The sequence below is a fragment of the Streptomyces antnestii genome, assembly GCF_004005495.1.
In the GTDB taxonomy this organism is placed as follows: Bacteria; Actinomycetota; Actinomycetes; order Streptomycetales; family Streptomycetaceae; genus Streptomyces; species Streptomyces antnestii.
Window position 1 is genome coordinate 100,327 of sequence record NZ_RZYA01000024.1, and the last position, 17,909, is coordinate 118,235.

General features: G+C 72.0%; 15 protein-coding genes. 5 read left to right on the forward strand and 10 right to left on the reverse strand.

All coding sequences use genetic code 11. The features are described 5' to 3' along the window. Nucleotides 1-191 precede the first annotated feature (191 nt). The 9 genes from EOT10_RS34700 to EOT10_RS34735 form a co-directional block, all read right to left on the reverse strand. A complete protein-coding gene (locus EOT10_RS34700; RefSeq protein WP_431313358.1) occupies nt 192-1,640 on the reverse strand; it encodes a hypothetical protein in 1,449 nt (482 codons plus the stop codon). A gap of 107 nt (nt 1,641-1,747) precedes the next feature. Continuing rightward, nucleotides 1,748-3,742: a DUF3492 domain-containing protein gene (locus EOT10_RS34705; protein WP_127832358.1), complete on the reverse strand. Its 1,995-nt coding sequence runs from the start codon at nt 3,740-3,742 to the stop codon at nt 1,748-1,750. Between the two features lie 188 nt (nt 3,743-3,930). Then, nucleotides 3,931-5,508, reverse strand: a complete 1,578-nt coding sequence (locus EOT10_RS34710) for a dipeptide ABC transporter ATP-binding protein (protein WP_127832359.1) — start codon at nt 5,506-5,508, stop codon at nt 3,931-3,933. After that, nucleotides 5,505-6,494, reverse strand: coding sequence for an ABC transporter permease (locus EOT10_RS34715; RefSeq protein ID WP_127832360.1), 990 nt, complete (start codon nt 6,492-6,494; stop codon nt 5,505-5,507). Before EOT10_RS34715 ends, EOT10_RS34710 begins: the two co-directional genes overlap by 4 nt. Beyond that, nucleotides 6,491-7,489, reverse strand: a complete 999-nt coding sequence (locus EOT10_RS34720; RefSeq protein WP_127832361.1) for an ABC transporter permease — start codon at nt 7,487-7,489, stop codon at nt 6,491-6,493. Before EOT10_RS34720 ends, EOT10_RS34715 begins: the two co-directional genes overlap by 4 nt. Nucleotides 7,490-7,493: 4 nt before the next feature. Next, on the reverse strand, nt 7,494-9,218 hold the full coding sequence (locus EOT10_RS34725; RefSeq protein ID WP_127832362.1) for an ABC transporter substrate-binding protein: 1,725 nt from the start codon (nt 9,216-9,218) through the stop codon (nt 7,494-7,496). Between the two features lie 199 nt (nt 9,219-9,417). Next, nucleotides 9,418-9,510 (reverse strand): Ms4533A family Cys-rich leader peptide, encoded by a 93-nt coding sequence (locus tag EOT10_RS42925; protein ID WP_317617381.1) that lies wholly within the window; start codon nt 9,508-9,510, stop codon nt 9,418-9,420. Between the two features lie 68 nt (nt 9,511-9,578). Further along, nucleotides 9,579-11,171 carry a DUF3152 domain-containing protein gene (locus EOT10_RS34730; RefSeq protein ID WP_189492456.1) on the reverse strand — a complete coding sequence of 531 codons (1,593 nt, stop codon included), beginning with the start codon at nt 11,169-11,171 and terminating at the stop codon, nt 9,579-9,581. Beyond that, a complete protein-coding gene (locus EOT10_RS34735) occupies nt 11,158-12,177 on the reverse strand; it encodes an alpha/beta fold hydrolase (protein WP_127832364.1) in 1,020 nt (339 codons plus the stop codon). The genes EOT10_RS34730 and EOT10_RS34735 overlap by 14 nt, the downstream gene beginning before the upstream one ends. 146 nt (nt 12,178-12,323) lie before the next feature. On the opposite strand from EOT10_RS34735, the gene EOT10_RS34740 reads away from it, so the two are divergent. From EOT10_RS34740 to EOT10_RS34755, 4 genes are all read left to right on the forward strand, one after another. Beyond that, nucleotides 12,324-12,542, forward strand: a complete 219-nt coding sequence (locus tag EOT10_RS34740; protein ID WP_127832365.1) for a hypothetical protein — start codon at nt 12,324-12,326, stop codon at nt 12,540-12,542. A 158-nt stretch (nt 12,543-12,700) separates the two neighbouring features. Then, nucleotides 12,701-13,342 carry a TetR/AcrR family transcriptional regulator gene (locus EOT10_RS34745; RefSeq protein ID WP_127832366.1) on the forward strand — a complete coding sequence of 214 codons (642 nt, stop codon included), beginning with the start codon at nt 12,701-12,703 and terminating at the stop codon, nt 13,340-13,342. A gap of 154 nt (nt 13,343-13,496) precedes the next feature. Then, on the forward strand, nt 13,497-13,724 hold the full coding sequence (locus EOT10_RS34750) for a DUF3107 domain-containing protein (RefSeq protein WP_189492459.1): 228 nt from the start codon (nt 13,497-13,499) through the stop codon (nt 13,722-13,724). Nucleotides 13,725-13,919: 195 nt separating this feature from the next. Then, nucleotides 13,920-14,186 (forward strand): hypothetical protein, encoded by a 267-nt coding sequence (locus tag EOT10_RS34755; RefSeq protein WP_127832368.1) that lies wholly within the window; start codon nt 13,920-13,922, stop codon nt 14,184-14,186. A 28-nt stretch (nt 14,187-14,214) separates the two neighbouring features. Here the strand turns inward: EOT10_RS34755 and EOT10_RS34760 are convergent, their stop codons facing one another. Beyond that, complete coding sequence (locus EOT10_RS34760) at nt 14,215-14,952, reverse strand: ferritin-like fold-containing protein (protein WP_127832369.1); 738 nt, start codon at nt 14,950-14,952, stop codon at nt 14,215-14,217. 518 nt (nt 14,953-15,470) lie between these two features. On the opposite strand from EOT10_RS34760, the gene EOT10_RS34765 reads away from it, so the two are divergent. Beyond that, entirely contained in the window at nt 15,471-17,573 is a 2,103-nt protein-coding gene (locus EOT10_RS34765; protein ID WP_317617382.1) for a DEAD/DEAH box helicase, read from the forward strand. Nucleotides 17,574-17,909 lie beyond the last annotated feature (336 nt).

Sequence of the window (17,909 nt, forward strand, 5' to 3'; positions counted from 1 at the left end):
TTCCGAGTTCTCCGGGAAGTCCCAGGCGCCTGGTGTGTCCGGCTGGTCCGGGGCCTCCGGCGGGAGGGGTGGTCATCTCGCGTTCTCCTTAGGGGTGTTGCCGTGGGTCTGCGGAAGGCCCGCGGTGTCGGCCCCGCGGGAGGGGAGCGGCCGGCCGGCCGCTTCGTGTGGGCGTAAGGCGTCGGGCGCGGTCACGGTGTGGCGTCCGTGGGCGCGTGGGCGGAGGCCCTGGTGAGGGTGCGGGCCGCGTGAACGAGCAGGGTGAGCGCGGCGGCGCCGCAGGCCAGGCCGGGTACGGTGCCGGGCCCCCAGGCCTGGACGGCGCTCTCGACCGGTACGGCGAGGAAGCCGCAGCCGGGCACGCGGCCGGCGAACACGGTGGCGAGGGCGAGTGCCTCGGCCGCGGCGGCGGCGCCGAGGACGACGGCGGGGGCGTGGGTGCGGCCATGCGCCGTGAGCAGGCGGGCGAGGAGCAGGAGTGCGCCGAGCGTGCCGGCTCCCGCGTAGGCGGCGCCCTGGCCGAGTACCGCGCCCGTCACCCCGATGAGGGTGCACAGCGCGCACAGGAAGAGCACGAAGACGGCGAGGAGGAGGGGGCGCGCGGAGGCGGCGAACTCGTCGAGGCCCCGGCTGGAGGCGAGCCTGCGCCGGGCCACGGCGGTGAAGAGGCGTGCGCACCAGGTCGCGGGGGCGACGGCGAGGGCCAGGGCGAGGAAGGGGGCGGTGGCGGGCGCCCAGGCCGCGTCGGGTCCCCCGGCGACGGCTGCGCTGAGAAGTCCGTCGCCGAGGAGCGCGTAGGCGAGGAGCCAGCAGGTCCAGACGCGGGCGGCGGGCACGGTGTGGGCGGTGGCGCGCAGCGGGCCCCGGCGCAGGGCCGCGCGGAGTGCGACGGACACGGCGAGCGCGCCGGCCGCTCCGATGGCGAGCCGCGGCCGGCCGCCGGTGAAGTGCAGGCCTACGAGGGTGAGCGCGCACAGGACGCCGGGCAGCAGGGCGAGGACGGCCCAGAGCGGGCGGGGGCCGCGAGACGTGTCGGTCCCGGCGCGCGGGGCTTCCGGTTCGGCCTCGGTGTCGCGGGGCACGCGCGCGTACATCTCTTCGGCGAGCGAGAAGACGTCGCGGTGCCGGAAGCGGGCGGCGGTCCGGTCGGTGACGCCGTGGGCCTCCAGGCCGGCGGCGATCTCCAGGGGGTCGACGGCCCGCTCGCACAGCTCGCGGTGCCGGTGCATCAGGGCTTTCACGGGGTCGACCCCGGTACGGCGACGGCTGCCGGCGGGCGCTTCGTCGCCCCCTTTGCCGGGGCGGCCTGCGTCAGCGGGAGGGGTCGCGGGCGAAGGGCGTGCGTCGGGGCGGGGGGCGCCCGTGGCCGCGGAGGCGGACCGCCAGGAAGCGGGCTCGCCGAGCAGCGCCTCGTCGCCCACGTCGCACACGTCGCCCACGTCGCCCACGTCAGGGTCTACGTCTCCTGCGTCAGGGTCGGCCTCATGGGCGGCGGCCCCCGACGCCTCCAGCGCCCCCAGCGCCTCCTCGGACCCCGCGCCCCACGCGTCCGCGCCGCCCGGCACCCGCGGCGCGTCCAGACCGAGCCCCAGGCCGAGCCCCGGGCCGAGGTCCGAGCCGAGGTCCGAGCCCTCGGCCACATCCACGTTCAGGCCCGCACTCTCACCGGAAGAACCGAAACCGAAACCGGAACCGGAGCCAGAACCGAAACCCTCCCCCCTCGCCGCAGCGTCCAACCCCTGCCCGCTCACGCGTCCCCCTCCCTACCGGGAAAGGCCCCGGCCAACTGCTCCCTCTGGCCGGAAACCCGCTCCCGCTCCCCGCCCGACCGCTCCCCCTCAGCACCCGAACCGGAACCGGAACCCGAAGCCGCGCCCTCACCCGACGAACCGGCCCCCGAACCCGAAGCCGCATCACCACCCGACGAACCACAACCCGAAACAGCGCCCCCACCCGACGAACCGGAACCCGAACCCGAACCCGCATCACCACCCGACGAACCGGAAACCGAACCCGAACCCGAAGCCCCCTCCGCCCAACTGGGTGCGTCCCCCGAGCCCGCCCGCCCGGCAAGCCACGTCGCGAAGCCGCCGCCCGCCTCGCTCGACGGCGCGGTCCAGCGCCCCGGCACATGGGCCTCCGGCGGATTGGCGAACGGAAGCGGCTCCCCCGCCTCGTCCACGGCCTCGCGGCGGACCGGGCAGTGCGACACGATCTCCAGGTAAATGCCGTGAAATGCCGCGATGTTCTGCTCGACGGTGAACAGTTCGAGCGCCCGCGCCCGCGCGGCGGCGCCGAGGCGTTCACGCCGCCCCGGATCCCGCAGCAGCGACACACACGCGTCCGCGAGGGCCCGGGGGTTGCGCGGCGGCACCACGAGACCCGTGCCGCCGATGACCTCGACGACCGCGCCCGCGTCGGTCGAGACCGTCGCGCGGCCGCAGAACATGGCCTCGACGAGGCTGATGGGAAAGCCCTCGACGACGCTCGACAGGACGACGACGCTTCCGGCGGCGTACGCGTCCGCGAGGTCGGGTGTCTCGGGCGCGCCGATCTCCTCGAAGGAGACGGGGTTGGCACCCATGGAGTGGGCACCCTCGGCCTCGTCGGGGAAGAGCTGGGCGGCGAGGGCCTTGCAGTGGGCGAGGTAGGCCGCGGCCTCGGGCCCTTCGGCGGGTGCCCCGACCAGGCGCAGACGGGCCTTGGGTTCCTCCTTGCGGAGCTCCGCGAAGGCGTGGAGCAGGGAGATGAGGTCCTTGGAGGCTTCGATGCGGCCGACCCAGACGAGGGTGCCGGGCTCCCCCGGCTCCTCACGTTCGCCGATGTCGGCGAAGCGGGAGGCCTCCATGCCGGGGTGGACGGTGCGCAGTTTCGCGCGGTCGGCGCCGCAGCGCTCCTGCCAGCGCCGGGCGTGCGTGTTGCCGGGGGTGATGATCGCGGCCTGCCGGTAGGTCTCGGCGGCGAGCCGGCCGTGGAAGGCGGCGAGCATCGCCCGTACGGGGACGCTCAGTCCGTCGTCGCCCGCGGCGATGTAGTGGGCCCGCAGCTGTACGCCGTACTCCGTGACGAGGAGGGGGATGCCGGTGAAGTGGCGGGCGACGAGTCCGGGGAGGGCGGCGGGGCCGCCGGAGGTGGCGTGGCACAGGTCGACCGAGCCGAGTCCGTCGTCGCCGTACCAGTCGAGGGAGAGCGGGCGCAGGGCGCGCTCGATGTGTCCGGCGACGGCGAGGAGGTCGGGGACCCGGGCGGCGCGGGCCGCGCGCTGGGCGCCGGGGGCGCGGCAGGCGCGCTCCAGCGTGCGCACGGCGGTCTCGGAGCGCAGGGCTCCGACGAGGCCGCCTTCGTTGCGGGCGAGTTCGGCGAGGGTGTACAGCGCGTTGCCGAAACGGTCCGCCTCGGCGTTGCCGGACTGTCCGGCGCGGTCGCCGAACCCGGCGGTGTCGGTCGAGAAGCCCGCGCAGACGGCCGCCGCGAGCTCGCCGTAGGCGTCGGCGAACCGTCGTCTCGCCCGGCGTCCGTAGCCGACTCCGTCGTCGTCGGCGGTCCACATCGGCGCGGCGCGCACCTGGCTGACCTGCGGCGGAAGCTCGATCCAGCCGTGGCGCTCCTGCTCCTGGCTGCGGCTGAGCGCGTAGAGGTCGAACTCATGCTGCTCGAGCCCGCGCACGAGCCGGTCGCACCAGAGTCTGGCCTCACCGCTCACATACGGATAGCCACCCTCCGTAAGCAGTCCGATGCGCACGAGTACACCCCCGATCTCCCGCATAAGGAGCCGCCGTTGGTCCGGTGGCTCAGGGGGACGAACGTATGCGGACATGCCGGTGGCGTGATGGACGGTTGTCCATCACGCCACCAAAAGGGGTGAACGGCCGTAACTTTCCCGCACGGGTAGCGTTCCGTCGCGCTACACGCCCGCCCAGTCACGGAGTGTCATGCTGCGGCCAGCTCCCTGCGGGCCGAACGGCGCCGTGCGGCGACCCCGGGATCGAGCGCGGGGACGGCCGCGAGGAGCTGCCGGGTGTACGGGTCCTGCGGCGCGCCGTAGACCTCGTCCACGGTGCCGTACTCGACGACGCGGCCCTTGCGCATGACCGCGACACGGTCGCTGACCTGCCGGACGACGGCGAGGTCGTGGGCGATGAAGACGAGGGCGAGGCCGAGTTCGTCCTGGAGTTCCCGCAGCAGGCCGGTGACCTGGGCCTGGGTCGTGACGTCGAGGGCGGAGACCGGCTCGTCGCACACGATGATCCGTGGTTCGGCGGCGAGGGCGCGGGCGATCCCCACGCGCTGGCGCTGGCCGCCGCTGAACTCGTGCGGGTAGCGCCCGTAGTGCGCCGGGTCGAGCCCGACGCGTTCCAGAAGCTCCTCGACGCGGCCGCGCACCTCCTTGTCGCCGCGCGCCCGCAGCGGGTCGGCGACCGACTCCCCCACGCTGCGGCGGGGGTTGAGGGAGGAGACGGGGTCCTGGAACACGATCTGTACGCCTGCGTCGGCTCGCGTCCCTGAAAGGAGCACCTGACCCCCCGTCGGTTCGAGCAGCCCGACGAGCATCCGTCCGAGGGTGGTCTTGCCACTGCCGCTCTCGCCGACGATCCCCAGAGTCTCGCCGCTCCGCACCGTTAGCGAGACCCCGTCGACGGCCGCGAAGGCCCGCTTGCCGCGCCCGAACTCCCGCCGCAGGTCCGTCGCTTCGAGCAGCACGTCACCGGCGGCGTCCGCCCGCACCGGCCGTGCCGCGTCCACCCGCGGCACCGCGCCGAGCAGTTCCTTCGTGTACGCGGCCGAGGGCGCGCCCAGCACATCGGCGACGGTTCCGCGCTCGACCGCGCGGCCGTGCCGCATCACCAGCACGTCGTCGACGCTCTCGGCGGCGACGCCCACGTCGTGGGTGACGAGGAGCAGGCCCATGCCGGTCTCCTGGCGCAGGCTGTGCAGCAGGTCGAGAATCTGCGCCTGGACGGTGACGTCGAGGGCGGTGGTCGGTTCGTCGGCGACGAGGAGGGCGGGTTCGCAGGCGAGGGCCATGGCGATGAGGGCGCGCTGGCGCATGCCGCCGCTGAACTCGTGCGGACGTGAGCGGGCGCGCCGCGCGGCGTCGGGGATGCCGACCCGGTCGAGGACGTCGACGGCACGCGCGCGTGCGGCACGCCGGGACGCTCCGGAGTGCACGCGGTACACCTCGGCGATCTGGTCGCCGACGGCGTAGTACGGGTCGAGGGACGACAGCGGGTCCTGGAAGACCATCGCGGCCGTCCCGCCGCGCAGCCGCCGCAGGGCGTCGTCGTCGGCCTCCTGTACGTCGGTGCCGGCGACCCGCACGGAGCCGGTGACGCGGGCGCCGGTTCCCCGGTGGAGGCCGAGGAGCGCGGACGCGACCGTGCTCTTGCCGGAACCGGACTCTCCGACGACGCCGAGCGCGGCGCCCTCCTCCAGCCGGAAGGAGAGCGTGTCGACGGCCCTCAGGTCCCCGAACTCGACGGTGAGGCCGTCCACTTCGACCAGGCTCATGACAGCACCACCCGTCGGTCGGCCACCGCGTACAGGACGTCCGCGACGGCATTGGCGAGTACGACGAAGAAGCCGGTGACGAGGACCATGCCGACGACCACCGGCAGGTCGACGACGTTGACGGCGTGCACGAGTTCGCGGCCGAGCCCGGGGATGCCGAAGAGCGTCTCGCTGAGTACGGCACCGCCGAACATGGAACCGAAGTCGTTGGCGTTCAGGGCGATGACGGGCGCGACGGCGCCGCGCAGGGCGTGCCGGCCGATGATGGAGCGCTCGCCGACCCCGTAGGCGCGGAAGGTGCGTACGTGGTCCTCGGCGAGGGTCTCCAGCATGGAGGCGCGGGTGAGGCGCGCGTACTTGGCGGCCTCGATGAGGGCGAGCGACAGCCAGGGCAGGAGCAGGTTCCACGCCCACTGTTCGGGGTCGTCGCTGAACGGCACGTACTGCGGGAAGGGCAGCCACTGGAGCTGTCCGCAGACGACGATCATCAGGACCAGGCCGATGACGAAGACGGGCGTGGCCGTGCCGGCGAGGGTGATGCCGGTGAGGATCCGCTCCGTGGGACGGCCGCGCCGCCATGCGGACAGGACGCCGGTGCCGACGCCGAGGATCAGCCACAGCACCATGGCGCCGAGCGCGAGGGACGCGGTGGCGGGCAGCTTGGTCAGGATGAGCTGGGTGACCTGCTGGTCGGTCTGGTAGGAGAAGCCGAGGCAGGGCGCGTCGCAGTGCTGGAGCGCGGTGCCGGTCGAGAAGTCCTGTCCTACGAAGATGCCCTGGAGGAAGTGCCAGTAGCGCAGGTACAGCGGGTCGTCGAGCCTCAACTGGTCGGCCACTTGCTGCACTTGGGCGGGCGAGCAGCGCGGGCCGCAGCTGATCTGGGCGACGTTGCCGGGGGCCGCGTAGAAGACGACGTAGATGATCACCGAGATGGCGAGGAGCGTGACGGCGGCGCCGAGCGCTCTGCGCAGAAGGAAGCCGGTCATGCCCTGGCCTCCCGCTTGCGTCCTGTGCCGATGCTCAGGCGCGATGCGGCGCGCGGGTCGAGCGCGGTGCGTACGCCGTCACCGAGGACGGTGAGGGCGAACACGGTCACGAAGAGGGCGCCGGCCGGCAGCAGGAGGTACTGCGGCGCTGCCTGGTACCAGACGTCGGCGGCGGTGAGCATCTGTCCCCAGGAAGGCGTGGGCGGTTTGACGCCGACGCCGAGGAACGACAGCGCCGCCTCGACGGTGACGTTCGTCGGGACGAGCAGGGACGCGTACGTGATGACGGGCGCGGCGAGCGACGGCAGCAGCTCACGCCGGGCGATCTTCCAGGTGGGCCAGCCGCTGAGCCGGGCCGCGGCCACGAAGTCGAGTTCCTTGAGGGTGATGGTCTGGGCGCGCACGATCTTCGCGGTGCCGCCCCAGGCGACGAGCCCGACGACCAGGGCGACGAGGACGGGGCGCGGGAAGCCGGCCGGCACGATCGCCATCAGGGCGAGGGCCAGGATCATCAGGGGCAGCGCGACGATGACGTCGGTGGCGCGGCTGAGGATCTGGTCGACCCAGCGGTTGCCGAGCCCGGCGGCGATGCCGACGGTGACGCCGAGCAGGACCTGCACGAGGGTGGCCGCGAGGGCGACACCGAGGGAGACCCGGGCCCCGTAGACGAGGCGGGTGAACAGGTCGCGGCCGGTCTGCGGTTCGACGCCGAGCCAGTGCTCGGCGCTGATCCCGCCGAGCGGGCCGACGGGCACGCCGCCGCGCGCGGAGTCGATGAGGTGCGGGTGGTAGGTGTTCGGGTCCTGGCCTTCCAGGGCCGCGAGGAGCGGGGCCCCGAGGGCGACCAGGACGAGGAGCGCGACGACGGCCGCCGCGACGAGGGCGGCGCGCCGCGTGCGCAGGCGCCGCCAGAACTGACGGGCTCCGGAGACGGGGGCGGACGCCGTCAAGGCGCCCGCCCCTGCGGTCTCCGAGGCCACGAGTGCCTCGGTCATCGGGTCACTTCACCGAGACCTGCGAGATGTCCAGCACGCCGGTCCAGTCGCTGATGACGATGTTCCTGACGTCCGGTCCGTACAGGCGCTTGTAGACGGGGTGGAACAGCGGCACGGTCAGTGCCTGTTCCCCGATCTTCTTGTCCAGTGCACCCCAGCGCTTGGCGGCAGCGTCAAGATCCGTCAACTTGTTGATCGAGTCAATCTCGGCATTGATGGACTTGTCATCAAGGAAGCCGGAGTTGAAGTTCGCGCCGTCCTTGACGATCTGCCGGCCGTCGAAGATGGGGGCGAGGAAGGGGCCGCCGGAGGGCCAGTCGGCTCCCCAATGCGCGAGGAAGAAGCCGGGCTCCTTCTTGGCACTGTGCGCCTTGTCCTTGTAGTCGTTTTCCTCGAGTCCCTGCAGCTTGACCGTGATGCCTGCCTTCTTCAGGGCGTCCTGCAGAGCGGTGGCGATCTCCGGGCTGGTCTCGAAGTCCTTGGCGTTGGAGTGCGTGAGGGTGACGGTCAGGCCGTTCTTGTAACCGGCCTCCTTCAGCAGCTCCTTGGCCTTTTGCGGGTTGCCCGACGCACCGGCCGGGAAGTGGTCGTAGGCCGTGTAGCCGAAGGACTTCTGGTTCGGCAGGTACGTCGTCGCGGGCTCGGCGAGAGACGAGCCGCCGGCCGCGTTGATCACGGAGGAGCGGTCGACGGCGTACGAGATGGCCTGGCGCACCTTCGGGTTGTCGAACGGCTTCACCTTCGGGTTGAAGGCGATGTAGTTCGTGTAGCCGAAGTGGCCGGTGCCGACGCGGGCGGCGAGCTTCTTGTCGCCGGTGACCTTGGCGAGTTCGGCGGGCCCGAGGTTGGTGTCGGTGGTGACGGCGGCGGCGTCGGCGCCCTGGCCGGCGGAGAGCCGCTGGTTGATGACGGACGAGTCGAGGCCGGAGCGGACGTCGATCTTGTCCGGGTAGGCCTTGCGCTCGTCGTCGGTCTTCGCGGACCAGTGCGGGTTGCGCTCAAGGACGAGCCGCTCGCCGTCGTTCTCGTTCCTGACGACCTTGTACGGGCCGGACGAGACGGGGTGCTCCTCGTACTTGGTGCCGTCGTCCTTCGCCTTGGGCACGGGCGTGAACTGCGTCTGGGTGGCCAGGTAGGGGAACTCGCCCTCGGGCTTGTTCAGATGGAACACGATGGTCCGGGCGTCCGGCGTCTCGATCGACGTGAGGCCCTTCCCGGACTTGTCCTTGTAGGGACCCTGGTAGTCGGCGCCGCCGATCAGCCAGTCCCTCAAGTACGGTGCGCCGCCCGAGAGTTCGGCGGCGAAGGACCGCTCGATGCCGTACTTGATGTCGGCGGACGTGATGGGCGAGCCGTCCTCGTACGTGAGGCCCTTCTTCAGGGTGTACGTCCACACGGTCGCGTTCTTGCTCGGCTTGCCCAGGTCGGTGGCGAGGTCGGGGACGACCTTCGCGCCCTGCGCGCCGTCCTCGCGGTTGCGGGTGGTCAGCGTGCGGAAGACGAGCGAGGGGACGTTGCCGCCGCCGGAGGTGTAGAGCCGCGCCGGGTCGAAGTCGGACTGCGGGGCGGAGTTGAGGACGGTGAGGGTGCCGCCCTTCTGCGGCTTGGCGTCGGAGCTCCCCCCTGCGCCGCTGTCCTTGGGCCCGGCGCAGGCGGCGGCGCCCGCGGCGAGGACCACGCTGACGGATGCGGCGGCCACGCGGCGCGCTATGACGGACGGTTGACGCATCGGAAATCGACCCCTCGGGGAAAGGTGCGCTGCGACGGGCAGCAGAAGACAGGCGGGTTGAATGCGCGGAACTCGCCCGAGGCACACGTCGACGACCGGAAACCGGAAATCCGGCAACCCTCAGAGAATCCCCCAAAGCAAAAGGGGATGAACTCCGGGAAAGGATGAGAAATGCGACGCGATACGCCAGGGGCGGGCGTCAGCAACAGTGAATGTCGGCCACGCACAGCGCTGTCACGCCGATGAGCGTGAGCTCAATGGCGGCGCGCGAGGCTGCGTGACGGTGCGACATGCGGAGAAATATGAACGAACTTTCGCCGGATGTCAAAGCGGACCCGGGTGCGGCCCCCGCGCCGCACCTCAACTCTCGGGAAAGGCCCAGGGGTTGGGCTTGCAGGTGATTCCGTCGAAGGTCAGGAACTTGGTCTGCTGCTGCATGACGGGCGCGAGCGCGCCGCTCTTCGTGCAGGTCACATGGTTGAACCCGAGCCGGTGCCCGACCTCGTGGTTGATGAGCATCTGCCGGTACAGATGAATCTTGTTCCCGTAAGTCGTCGATCCCTGCGCCCAGCGATAGGCGTTGATCATGACGCGGTCCGTGGCGGCGGAATCGCAGGACACGTTGTCCTCGGTCGTGTCGAGCCCGGACTTCGCACACCACACACCGGTCGTCCCCGGACTGGCGAGCGTTATCACGAAATCGGGCTTTCCCGAGGAAATGCGCTCGAAAGTCCTGCCGCCGCCGTGGGCCCAGCTCCGGTCGTCGTTCAGCGTCTTCTGCACGGCCTGTGCGAAGAGTTCACCGTCGAGACCGAGACCTTTCTCGATGTCGACCCGGTAGCGGAACTTCTGCCCGCCGCCCGGCGCCCTGTCGAATCCGGGCACCGCCGTGAACTCCCCCGACGCCTTGAGCTTGGCGGACAGCGGATACGTCTTGCCCATCTTCTGGTCGTACGTCAGCGGCGTGACCGCCCCCGCCTTGTCCTCCGGGGTGGTCCGGTCGTCGGAACGGGACGCGGACCCGGTCGTCGAGCGCTCGTCGGGGCCGCCGGCGGACCGCGCGGCGGCGTCGGCCCCGCCTCCGCGACTCTGGAGGACCTGGCCCGCCACGACGGCGGCGAGCACGGTGGCGACGGCGGCTGCGGCTATACCGGCGTAGGTGCGCCCCTTGCGCCGCTTGTCACCGTCGGCGGGCTCGGCGACGTCGGTGGTCTCGGCACCGGATTGCTCGCCGTCCCAGTCGGTGCCGTCGGCGTACGAGTCACCGACGGAGCCGGACGAAACAGGACCAGGACCAGGACCAGGAACCGAATCAGAAACGGAAACAGAAACAGGACGGGAAACGGGACCAGGAACGGAAACGGGAACCGGTGAGGCGAACGCGTCGACGTAGTCCTGTCGCGGCCTCGGCACGGCGGGCGCCGCCGCGTACCCGACGCCCATCCGCGTCTCACCCCGGGCGCCCCCCTCGAACGGCTCGGGATGCCCGCCCCGCACATGCGGAACGCCATGGGGCGGAGTGACCCGGGGAGTCCCGTGCGGTGGCGTGACCTGGGGAAATCCGTGTGCCGGAGTCGGCTGGGAGAGACCGCGCGGCGGACCCGCGGGCGGTGGTGCCGAGCGGTACGGGGCCGGCCCGGCCTGCGCCTGACCACGCTGCGGGCCCGGCCTCGGCTGCTCCCGTGCGGGCGGCACATGACCACTCGGCTGCTCCCGTGCGGGCGGCACATGGCCACTCACCGGCGGAACGTACCCGCCGGCGGACGGAACATAGCCACCGGCGGGCGGCCCATGGCCTCCCGCGGGCGGCGGCGCCGCCGGGTAGGGGTCGTCGGGGGCGGCGCGCCGGCGGCGACCGCGACCGGGCGCGGTCGGTGCCCCCGCCGCCTCCGTATCGCCCGCCGTCACCGGCTCGGGTGCCGGGGCAGGCCCCCGCCGGCTATGCCGTCCCACTCGCCGCCTCAGCTCCCCGCCCGCTCGTCTCGTCGCCCCCGGTCGGTTCCGCCGCGTCCGCGAGGAGCTCGCGCATCGCCGTGGCGACCGTGTCCGGGTACTCCATCATCGCCACGTGCCCCGCGTCCGGCAGCGTCAGGAGCCGCGACGAACGGAAGGTCCGCGCGGCCCGCGACGCCATCCGGTAGGACACGAGCTGGTCGCGTCCACCGTAGACGAGGAGCGTCGGCGCGAGGACACGTTCGGCCTGACGCCACAGTCCGTGCTGCCCGCCCAGCGTGTACGCGTTGACGACGCCACGCGCCGAACGGGCCATCGCGTCCCAGAAATACGGCAGTTGAAGCCGCCGCTCCATCTCCTCGACGGCGGCGCGGAACCCCTCGGGGCTGACGTTGTCCGGGTCCCCGTAACAGAGCGCCATGACGCCGCGGACCCGCTGCTCGGCGGTCCATTCCCGGGTGAGGCGGGTGAAGAGCGAGGCGACGCCGGGTACGGCGAGGAGCGCGGTCGGCACCGCCGTGCGCTGCACCCTGATCTCGGGCAGCGCGGGCGAGACGAGCGTGAGAGTGCGGACGAGGTCGGGCCGTACGGCCGCGACGCGCGTGGTGATCGCCCCGCCGAGGGAGTTGCCGACGAGATGGACGGGCCCGCGGCCCGCCGCGTCGAGGTGGCGGATGACGGCGCGGGCGTGCCCGGTCACCGAGTAGTCGCCGTCGTCCGGCGGCGGGGAGTCGCCGAATCCCGGCAGGTCGATCGCCTCGCCGTCGACGACGTCCTCGAGGAGCGGCATCAGGGCGGACCAGTTCTGCGAGGAGCCGCCGAGGCCGTGCACGTACAGCGCGGGGGGCAGGCCTTCGCGGGTGCCGGGCCGGGAGCGGACGGTCAGGGTGAGTCCCGGCAGAGCGACCGAGCCGATCCGCTCGCCCTCCGCGACCCTGACGGCGCCCGGCTTCGGCGTGACGGCTGCGGCGACGTCGGGCACGCGCGGCGACTCGGTCGAAGACATGCGGGATATGTTACGAGACGATCACGTACTGGATCACGTGTTCGCCGTCACAGATCGCATCGCGCCCCGATCTGGTGTCTCCTACGCTCGGATCTGGGCACCCGCCCACATGAGGACGACCAGGGCACATGAGGAAGGGAGCCGCCATGACGGTTGACCCGTCCGACCCCGACACGTTCGAGGCGGAGGAGGATGACGCGGAGTTCGGCGTCGAGGCCCCCGAGGCAGACGCGGCCGAGCAGCTCACGGAGCTGGCGCCGCACCGGGACGACCCTCCCGCGGACGCGGACCCGGACACCGCGAACGAGGCGGACCGCGCCGAGCAGGCCCGCGTGGTTGATCTTGACGAAGACGATTATCGATGACCTATCGATGACCTGCCCGTATTTGCCCGCATGCGGACGGTTTCATCAGCTGTCCGGTCCGTGAAATTGTGCCTCCGCACCGCGCACACCACGGTTACCGAAAAGTACGATGGCGGCGACGCGGCGCACACCGCACACGGACGATCTTGGGAGGCGGCGTGACAGCCATCGAGCAGACAGAGGCAGCACGCCCTCGGGGCACGCGCCTGCCGCGTCGTGCCCGACGCAACCAGCTCCTGGGCGCCGCCCAGGAGGTATTCGTCGCGCAGGGGTACCACGCGGCGGCCATGGACGACATCGCGGAGCGCGCGGGCGTCAGCAAGCCGGTGCTCTACCAGCACTTCCCCGGCAAGCTCGACCTCTATCTGGCCCTGCTCGACCAGCACTGCGAGTCGCTCCTCCTTTCGGTCCGCACGGCGCTGGCCTCGACCTCGGACAACAAGCAGCGCGTCGCGGCGACGATGGACGCGTACTTCGCGTACGTGGAGGACGAGGGCGGCGCGTTCCGCCTGGTCTTCGAGTCGGACCTGACGAACGAGCCCGCGGTGCGCGAGCGCGTGGACCGCGTCAGCCTGCAGTGCGCCGAGGCGATCTCCGACGTCATCGCCGAAGACACCGGCCTGTCCAAGGAGGAGTCGATGCTCCTCGCCGTCGCCCTGGGCGGCGTATCGCAGGTCGTGGCGCGCTACTGGCTGTCCAGTCAGTCGACGATCCCGCGCGACAAGGCCGTGCAGCTCCTGACATCCCTTGCCTGGCGCGGCATCGCGGGCTTCCCGCTGCACGGCACCGAACACCACTGACGGCGGCCGGCGCACCGCCGTCGGCGGCCGGCCGGTGGTCTGTTCGCTCCTGGCGTGCAGCATGGACGCCGGGTACGTCCCCTCACCGGGCTAATGTGTGCTGGGTACGGCGCGGTCGTCCGCGCACATCACGGATCGTCGGAGGGACAAGGCCGTGGAGGTCAAGATCGGCGTGCAGCACGCGCCCCGCGAGATCGTTCTGGAGAGCGGCCAGACCGCCGAGGAAGTCGAGAGCGCGGTGGCCGAGGCGCTGACCGGCAAGGCGCAGCTGCTGACTCTCGAGGACGACCACGGCCGCAAGGTCCTGGTACCGGCCGAGCGCCTCGCGTACGTGGAGATCGGTGAGCCGACCGTGCGCAAGGTGGGCTTCGGCCCGGTGTAGCAAGCCCGGCCCGGCAGCAGCCGGGCCATGGAGAGACACATGAGAAAGGGCCCGATGGCATCCGCCACCGGGCCCTTTCTCACGTCTGTTCCGCGACCCCAGGGCACCCGTACGGGGAGGGTTGCGTTCCGCGGCCCGGGGGTAGACCGGCTAGGACCGATTTGCACCCCGGCCACTCGGGAGGGACCCCCCACGATGCTCCTGGAAGCGCTCGGCTCCGCCCTGCTCGGCCTCGGTCTCGGCTGGGCCGCGGCCCGCGGCCTGCCCCACCGGCTCCCGTCCCGGGCGCTGGTGCTGCCGACGGGAATCGCGGGTGCGCTCTTCGGGGCGTTTCTGACGCATACGACGCTGGGCTCCGGACACAGCGTGGCCACCCTCACGGGAGCGGTCGTCGTGGGCGTGGCGCTGTTGTCGCTACTGCTCCGCCCCTCCGCCAGAGTCCGCCGGTCGGCAGCGGTCTAGGCCGTGACCGACCGGCGGTGACGCGGCGTCAGGCGGCCAGCCCCAGAGCGGCCATCCGCTTGGTGTGCGCCTCGGTGATCCGGGAGAACATGCGGCCGACCTCCGCGAGGTCGAACCCGTCGGCCACGCCGCCGACGAGCATCGTCGACAGGGCGTCCCGGTCGGCGACGACCCGCTGCGACTGCGACAGGGCCTCCCCCATGAGTCGTCGCGCCCACAGCGCGAGCCGTCCGCCCACGCGCGGCTCCGCCTCGATCGCGGCCCGCACCTTCTCCACGGCGAAGCTGGCGTGCCCGGTGTCGTCGAGCACGGCAAGGACGAGGGAGCGGGTGTCCGAGTCGAGGCGTGCGGCGACCTCGCGGTAGAAATCACTGGCGATCGAGTCGCCGACGTAGGCCTTGACCAGGCCCTCCAGCCAGTCCGACGGCGCCGTCTGGCGGTGGAAGCCGTCGAGTGCGGCGACGAAGGGCTCCATCGCGTCGGTCGGCTCGACGCCGATCGCCGAGAGCCGGTCGCGCAGCTGCTCGAAGTGGTGGAACTCGGCCGACGCCATCTTCGCGAGCTCGGCCTTGTCGCCGAGCGTCGGCGCCAGCTTCGCGTCCTCCGCGAGCCGCTCGAACGCGGCGAGCTCCCCGTACGCGAGTGCGCCGAGCAGGTCGACCACCGCGGCGCGGTAGTGCGGGTCGACGGATGCCTTCGCCCAGTTCTGGGCTGCGATTCCGGTGGGTTCGTCGGCTGCTGCGGCGGCAGTGTCAGGCGTCTCCATAAACCGCACAATAGCCCGCCGGGCGCCGCCGGAAGTGCCTGGTCAATGACTGTGACGACGACTACGTGACCAATTCGGCCATCGCACATGCGCGATTCCGGGGTATGGTGGTAAAGAGCCCGCCGGGTACGGACAGTACTTTCGCGTATCTGTTTGTACGTCTTTCGACGGGCCTCATGAATGAGGATGCCCGGTCGGTGGCCCGATCGGCTCCGACCCGACAGCCCTCCGGGCGGTACGTCACACGACGTACGGCAAGAGGAGGGAATCCCTCAGCGGTACGAGCGCTCGAGCGTCGGCAGTGGTCCCGCGTCACCCGGCCCGCCCGCCTCTCGCTGGCGACCGGCGATCAATCGGCACGGTCACGACCCCCGCGTTCGCCTCGCACCGCGTCTCACAGAAGAGGCAACACCCTGACTACGCAGCAGATTTCTACGTTCCGAGACCTGGGCATCCTGCCCGAGACCGCCGAAGCCCTCGAGGCCGTCGGCATCGTCAACCCCTTTCCCATCCAGGAGATGACGCTCCCCGTAGCGCTCTCCGGAACCGACGTCATCGGCCAGGCCAAGACCGGCACCGGCAAGACGCTCGGATTCGGGCTTCCGCTCCTCGAGCGCGTCACCGTCCCCGCGGACGTCGAGGCGGGCCGGGCGAAGCCCGAGCAGCTGACCGACGCCCCGCAGGCGCTCGTCGTCGTCCCCACGCGTGAGCTGTGCCAGCAGGTCACGAACGACCTGCTGACCGCCGGCAAGGTGCGCAATGTGCGCGTCCTCGCCATATACGGCGGCCGTGCCTACGAGCCGCAGGTCGAGGCGCTCAAGAAGGGCATCGACGTCGTCGTCGGCACCCCGGGCCGCCTGCTCGACCTCGCCGGCCAGAAGAAGCTCGACCTGAAGCACGTCAAGTCCCTCGTCCTCGACGAGGCCGACGAGATGCTCGACCTGGGCTTCCTGCCCGACGTCGAGAAGATCATCAACATGCTTCCGGCCAAGCGCCAGACCATGCTGTTCTCCGCGACGATGCCGGGCGCCGTCATCGGCCTCGCCCGTCGTTACATGTCGCAGCCGACGCACATCCGCGCCACGTCGCCCGACGGCGAGGGCGCGACCGTCGCGAACATCTCGCAGCACGTCTACCGCGCGCACAACATGGACAAGCCGGAGATGGTCTCGCGCATCCTGCAGGCCGACGGCCGCGGGCTCGCGATGATCTTCTGCCGTACGAAGCGGACCGCCGCGGACATCGCCGACCAGCTGCAGAAGCGCGGTTTCGCCTCCGGCGCGGTCCACGGTGACCTCGGCCAGGGCGCGCGCGAGCAGGCCCTGCGGGCGTTCCGCAACGGCAAGGTGGACGTGCTCGTCTGCACCGACGTCGCCGCGCGCGGCATCGACGTCGAGGGCGTCACGCACGTCATCAACTACCAGTCCCCCGAGGACGAGAAGACCTACCTGCACCGCATCGGCCGCACCGGCCGCGCGGGCGCCAAGGGCATCGCGATCACGCTGGTCGACTGGGACGACATCCCGCGCTGGCAGCTGATCAACAAGGCGCTGGACCTGAAGTTCCCGGACCCGGTCGAGACGTACTCGTCGTCTCCGCACCTGTACGAGGAGCTGAACATCCCGGCCGGCACGAAGGGCGTGCTTCCGCGCTCCGAGCGCACCCGGGCCGGCCTGGCCGCCGAAGAGGTCGAGGACCTCGGCGAGACCGGTGGCCGTGGCGGGCGCGGCGGCCGTGGTGGCCGTACGTCCGCGCCGGCTCCCGTCGAGGAACGCGAGCGCGAGCCGCGTCCGGCGCGTACGACGCCGCGTCGCCGCCGCCGTATCCGTAACGGCGAGCCGGTGGCCGCTCCGGCGGCGAACGAGCCGCGGACGATCCCCGCGCCGGCCGAGTCCGCTCCCTCCGAATCCGCTGCCTCCGAGGCCGCGGTCGTCGAGCCGCGTACGCCGCGCCGTCGCCGCCGCACCCGTGCGGGCGCCGGTCCGGAGGCCGCCGTCGCGACGGCGGAGGCCGTGACGGAGATCGCCACGGAGGTCGCTACGGAGACCAAGCCGAAGCGCACCCGTAAGGCCGCCGCCCCCAAGGTCACGGCCGAGGAGGTCACGGAGACCGTCGAGGCGACGGTCCCGAGGCCGCGCCGCCGCACCCGCAAGGCCGCCGAGGCGGTCGTCGAGACCGTCGAGGCGACCGAGGCCGTCACGGAGACGAAGCCGAAGCGCACCCGCAAGGCGGCCGCGACGGTCGTCGACACGGTCGAGGCCACCGAGGCCATCACCGAGACGAAGCCGAAGCGCACCCGCAAGGCCGCCGCTCCCAAGGCGACCGCCGACGCCGAGGCCGTCACGGAGACCAAGCCGAAGCGCACCCGCAAGGCGGCCGCGACGGTCGTCGACACGGTCGAGGCCACCGAGGCCATCACCGAGACGAAGCCGAAGCGCACCCGCAAGGCGGCGGCCCCCAAGGCGACCGCCGAAGCCGCCTCCGAAGCCACGGAGACGAAGCCGAAGCGGACCCGCAAGGCCGCCGCCCCCAAGGCGGCCGCCGAAGCGCCCACCGAGGAAGCCCCGGCCACCAAGCCCCGCCGCCGCACCCGCAAGACCGCGGAACCGACGGAGAGCTGAGGCAGAACCAGGCAAACGGCCCGGTCCCCGCGAAAGCGGGGACCGGGCCGTTTCGCATGCACGGCCGGCGCCCCCAAGCCCCACAGCCCACCTTCGCCCCCGGCCGCCCCGCCACCGAGGACCAGCACCCACACGCAGGCCTCCGGCCACACCCTTGCCCCAAGGCCAGCACTCCAGGGCCCGCCATCCCCAGCCTCACAGCCCCGCCAAGCCCGCCCTCGGCCCCTCTCACCCCCGCCACGGCGATCCACTCGGTCCTGGAGCGCACGACGACGACGGGCGAGATCACCAAGTAGTCGCCCAACAGCCCCACCGGCCGGCAGCCGCGCCCCGACG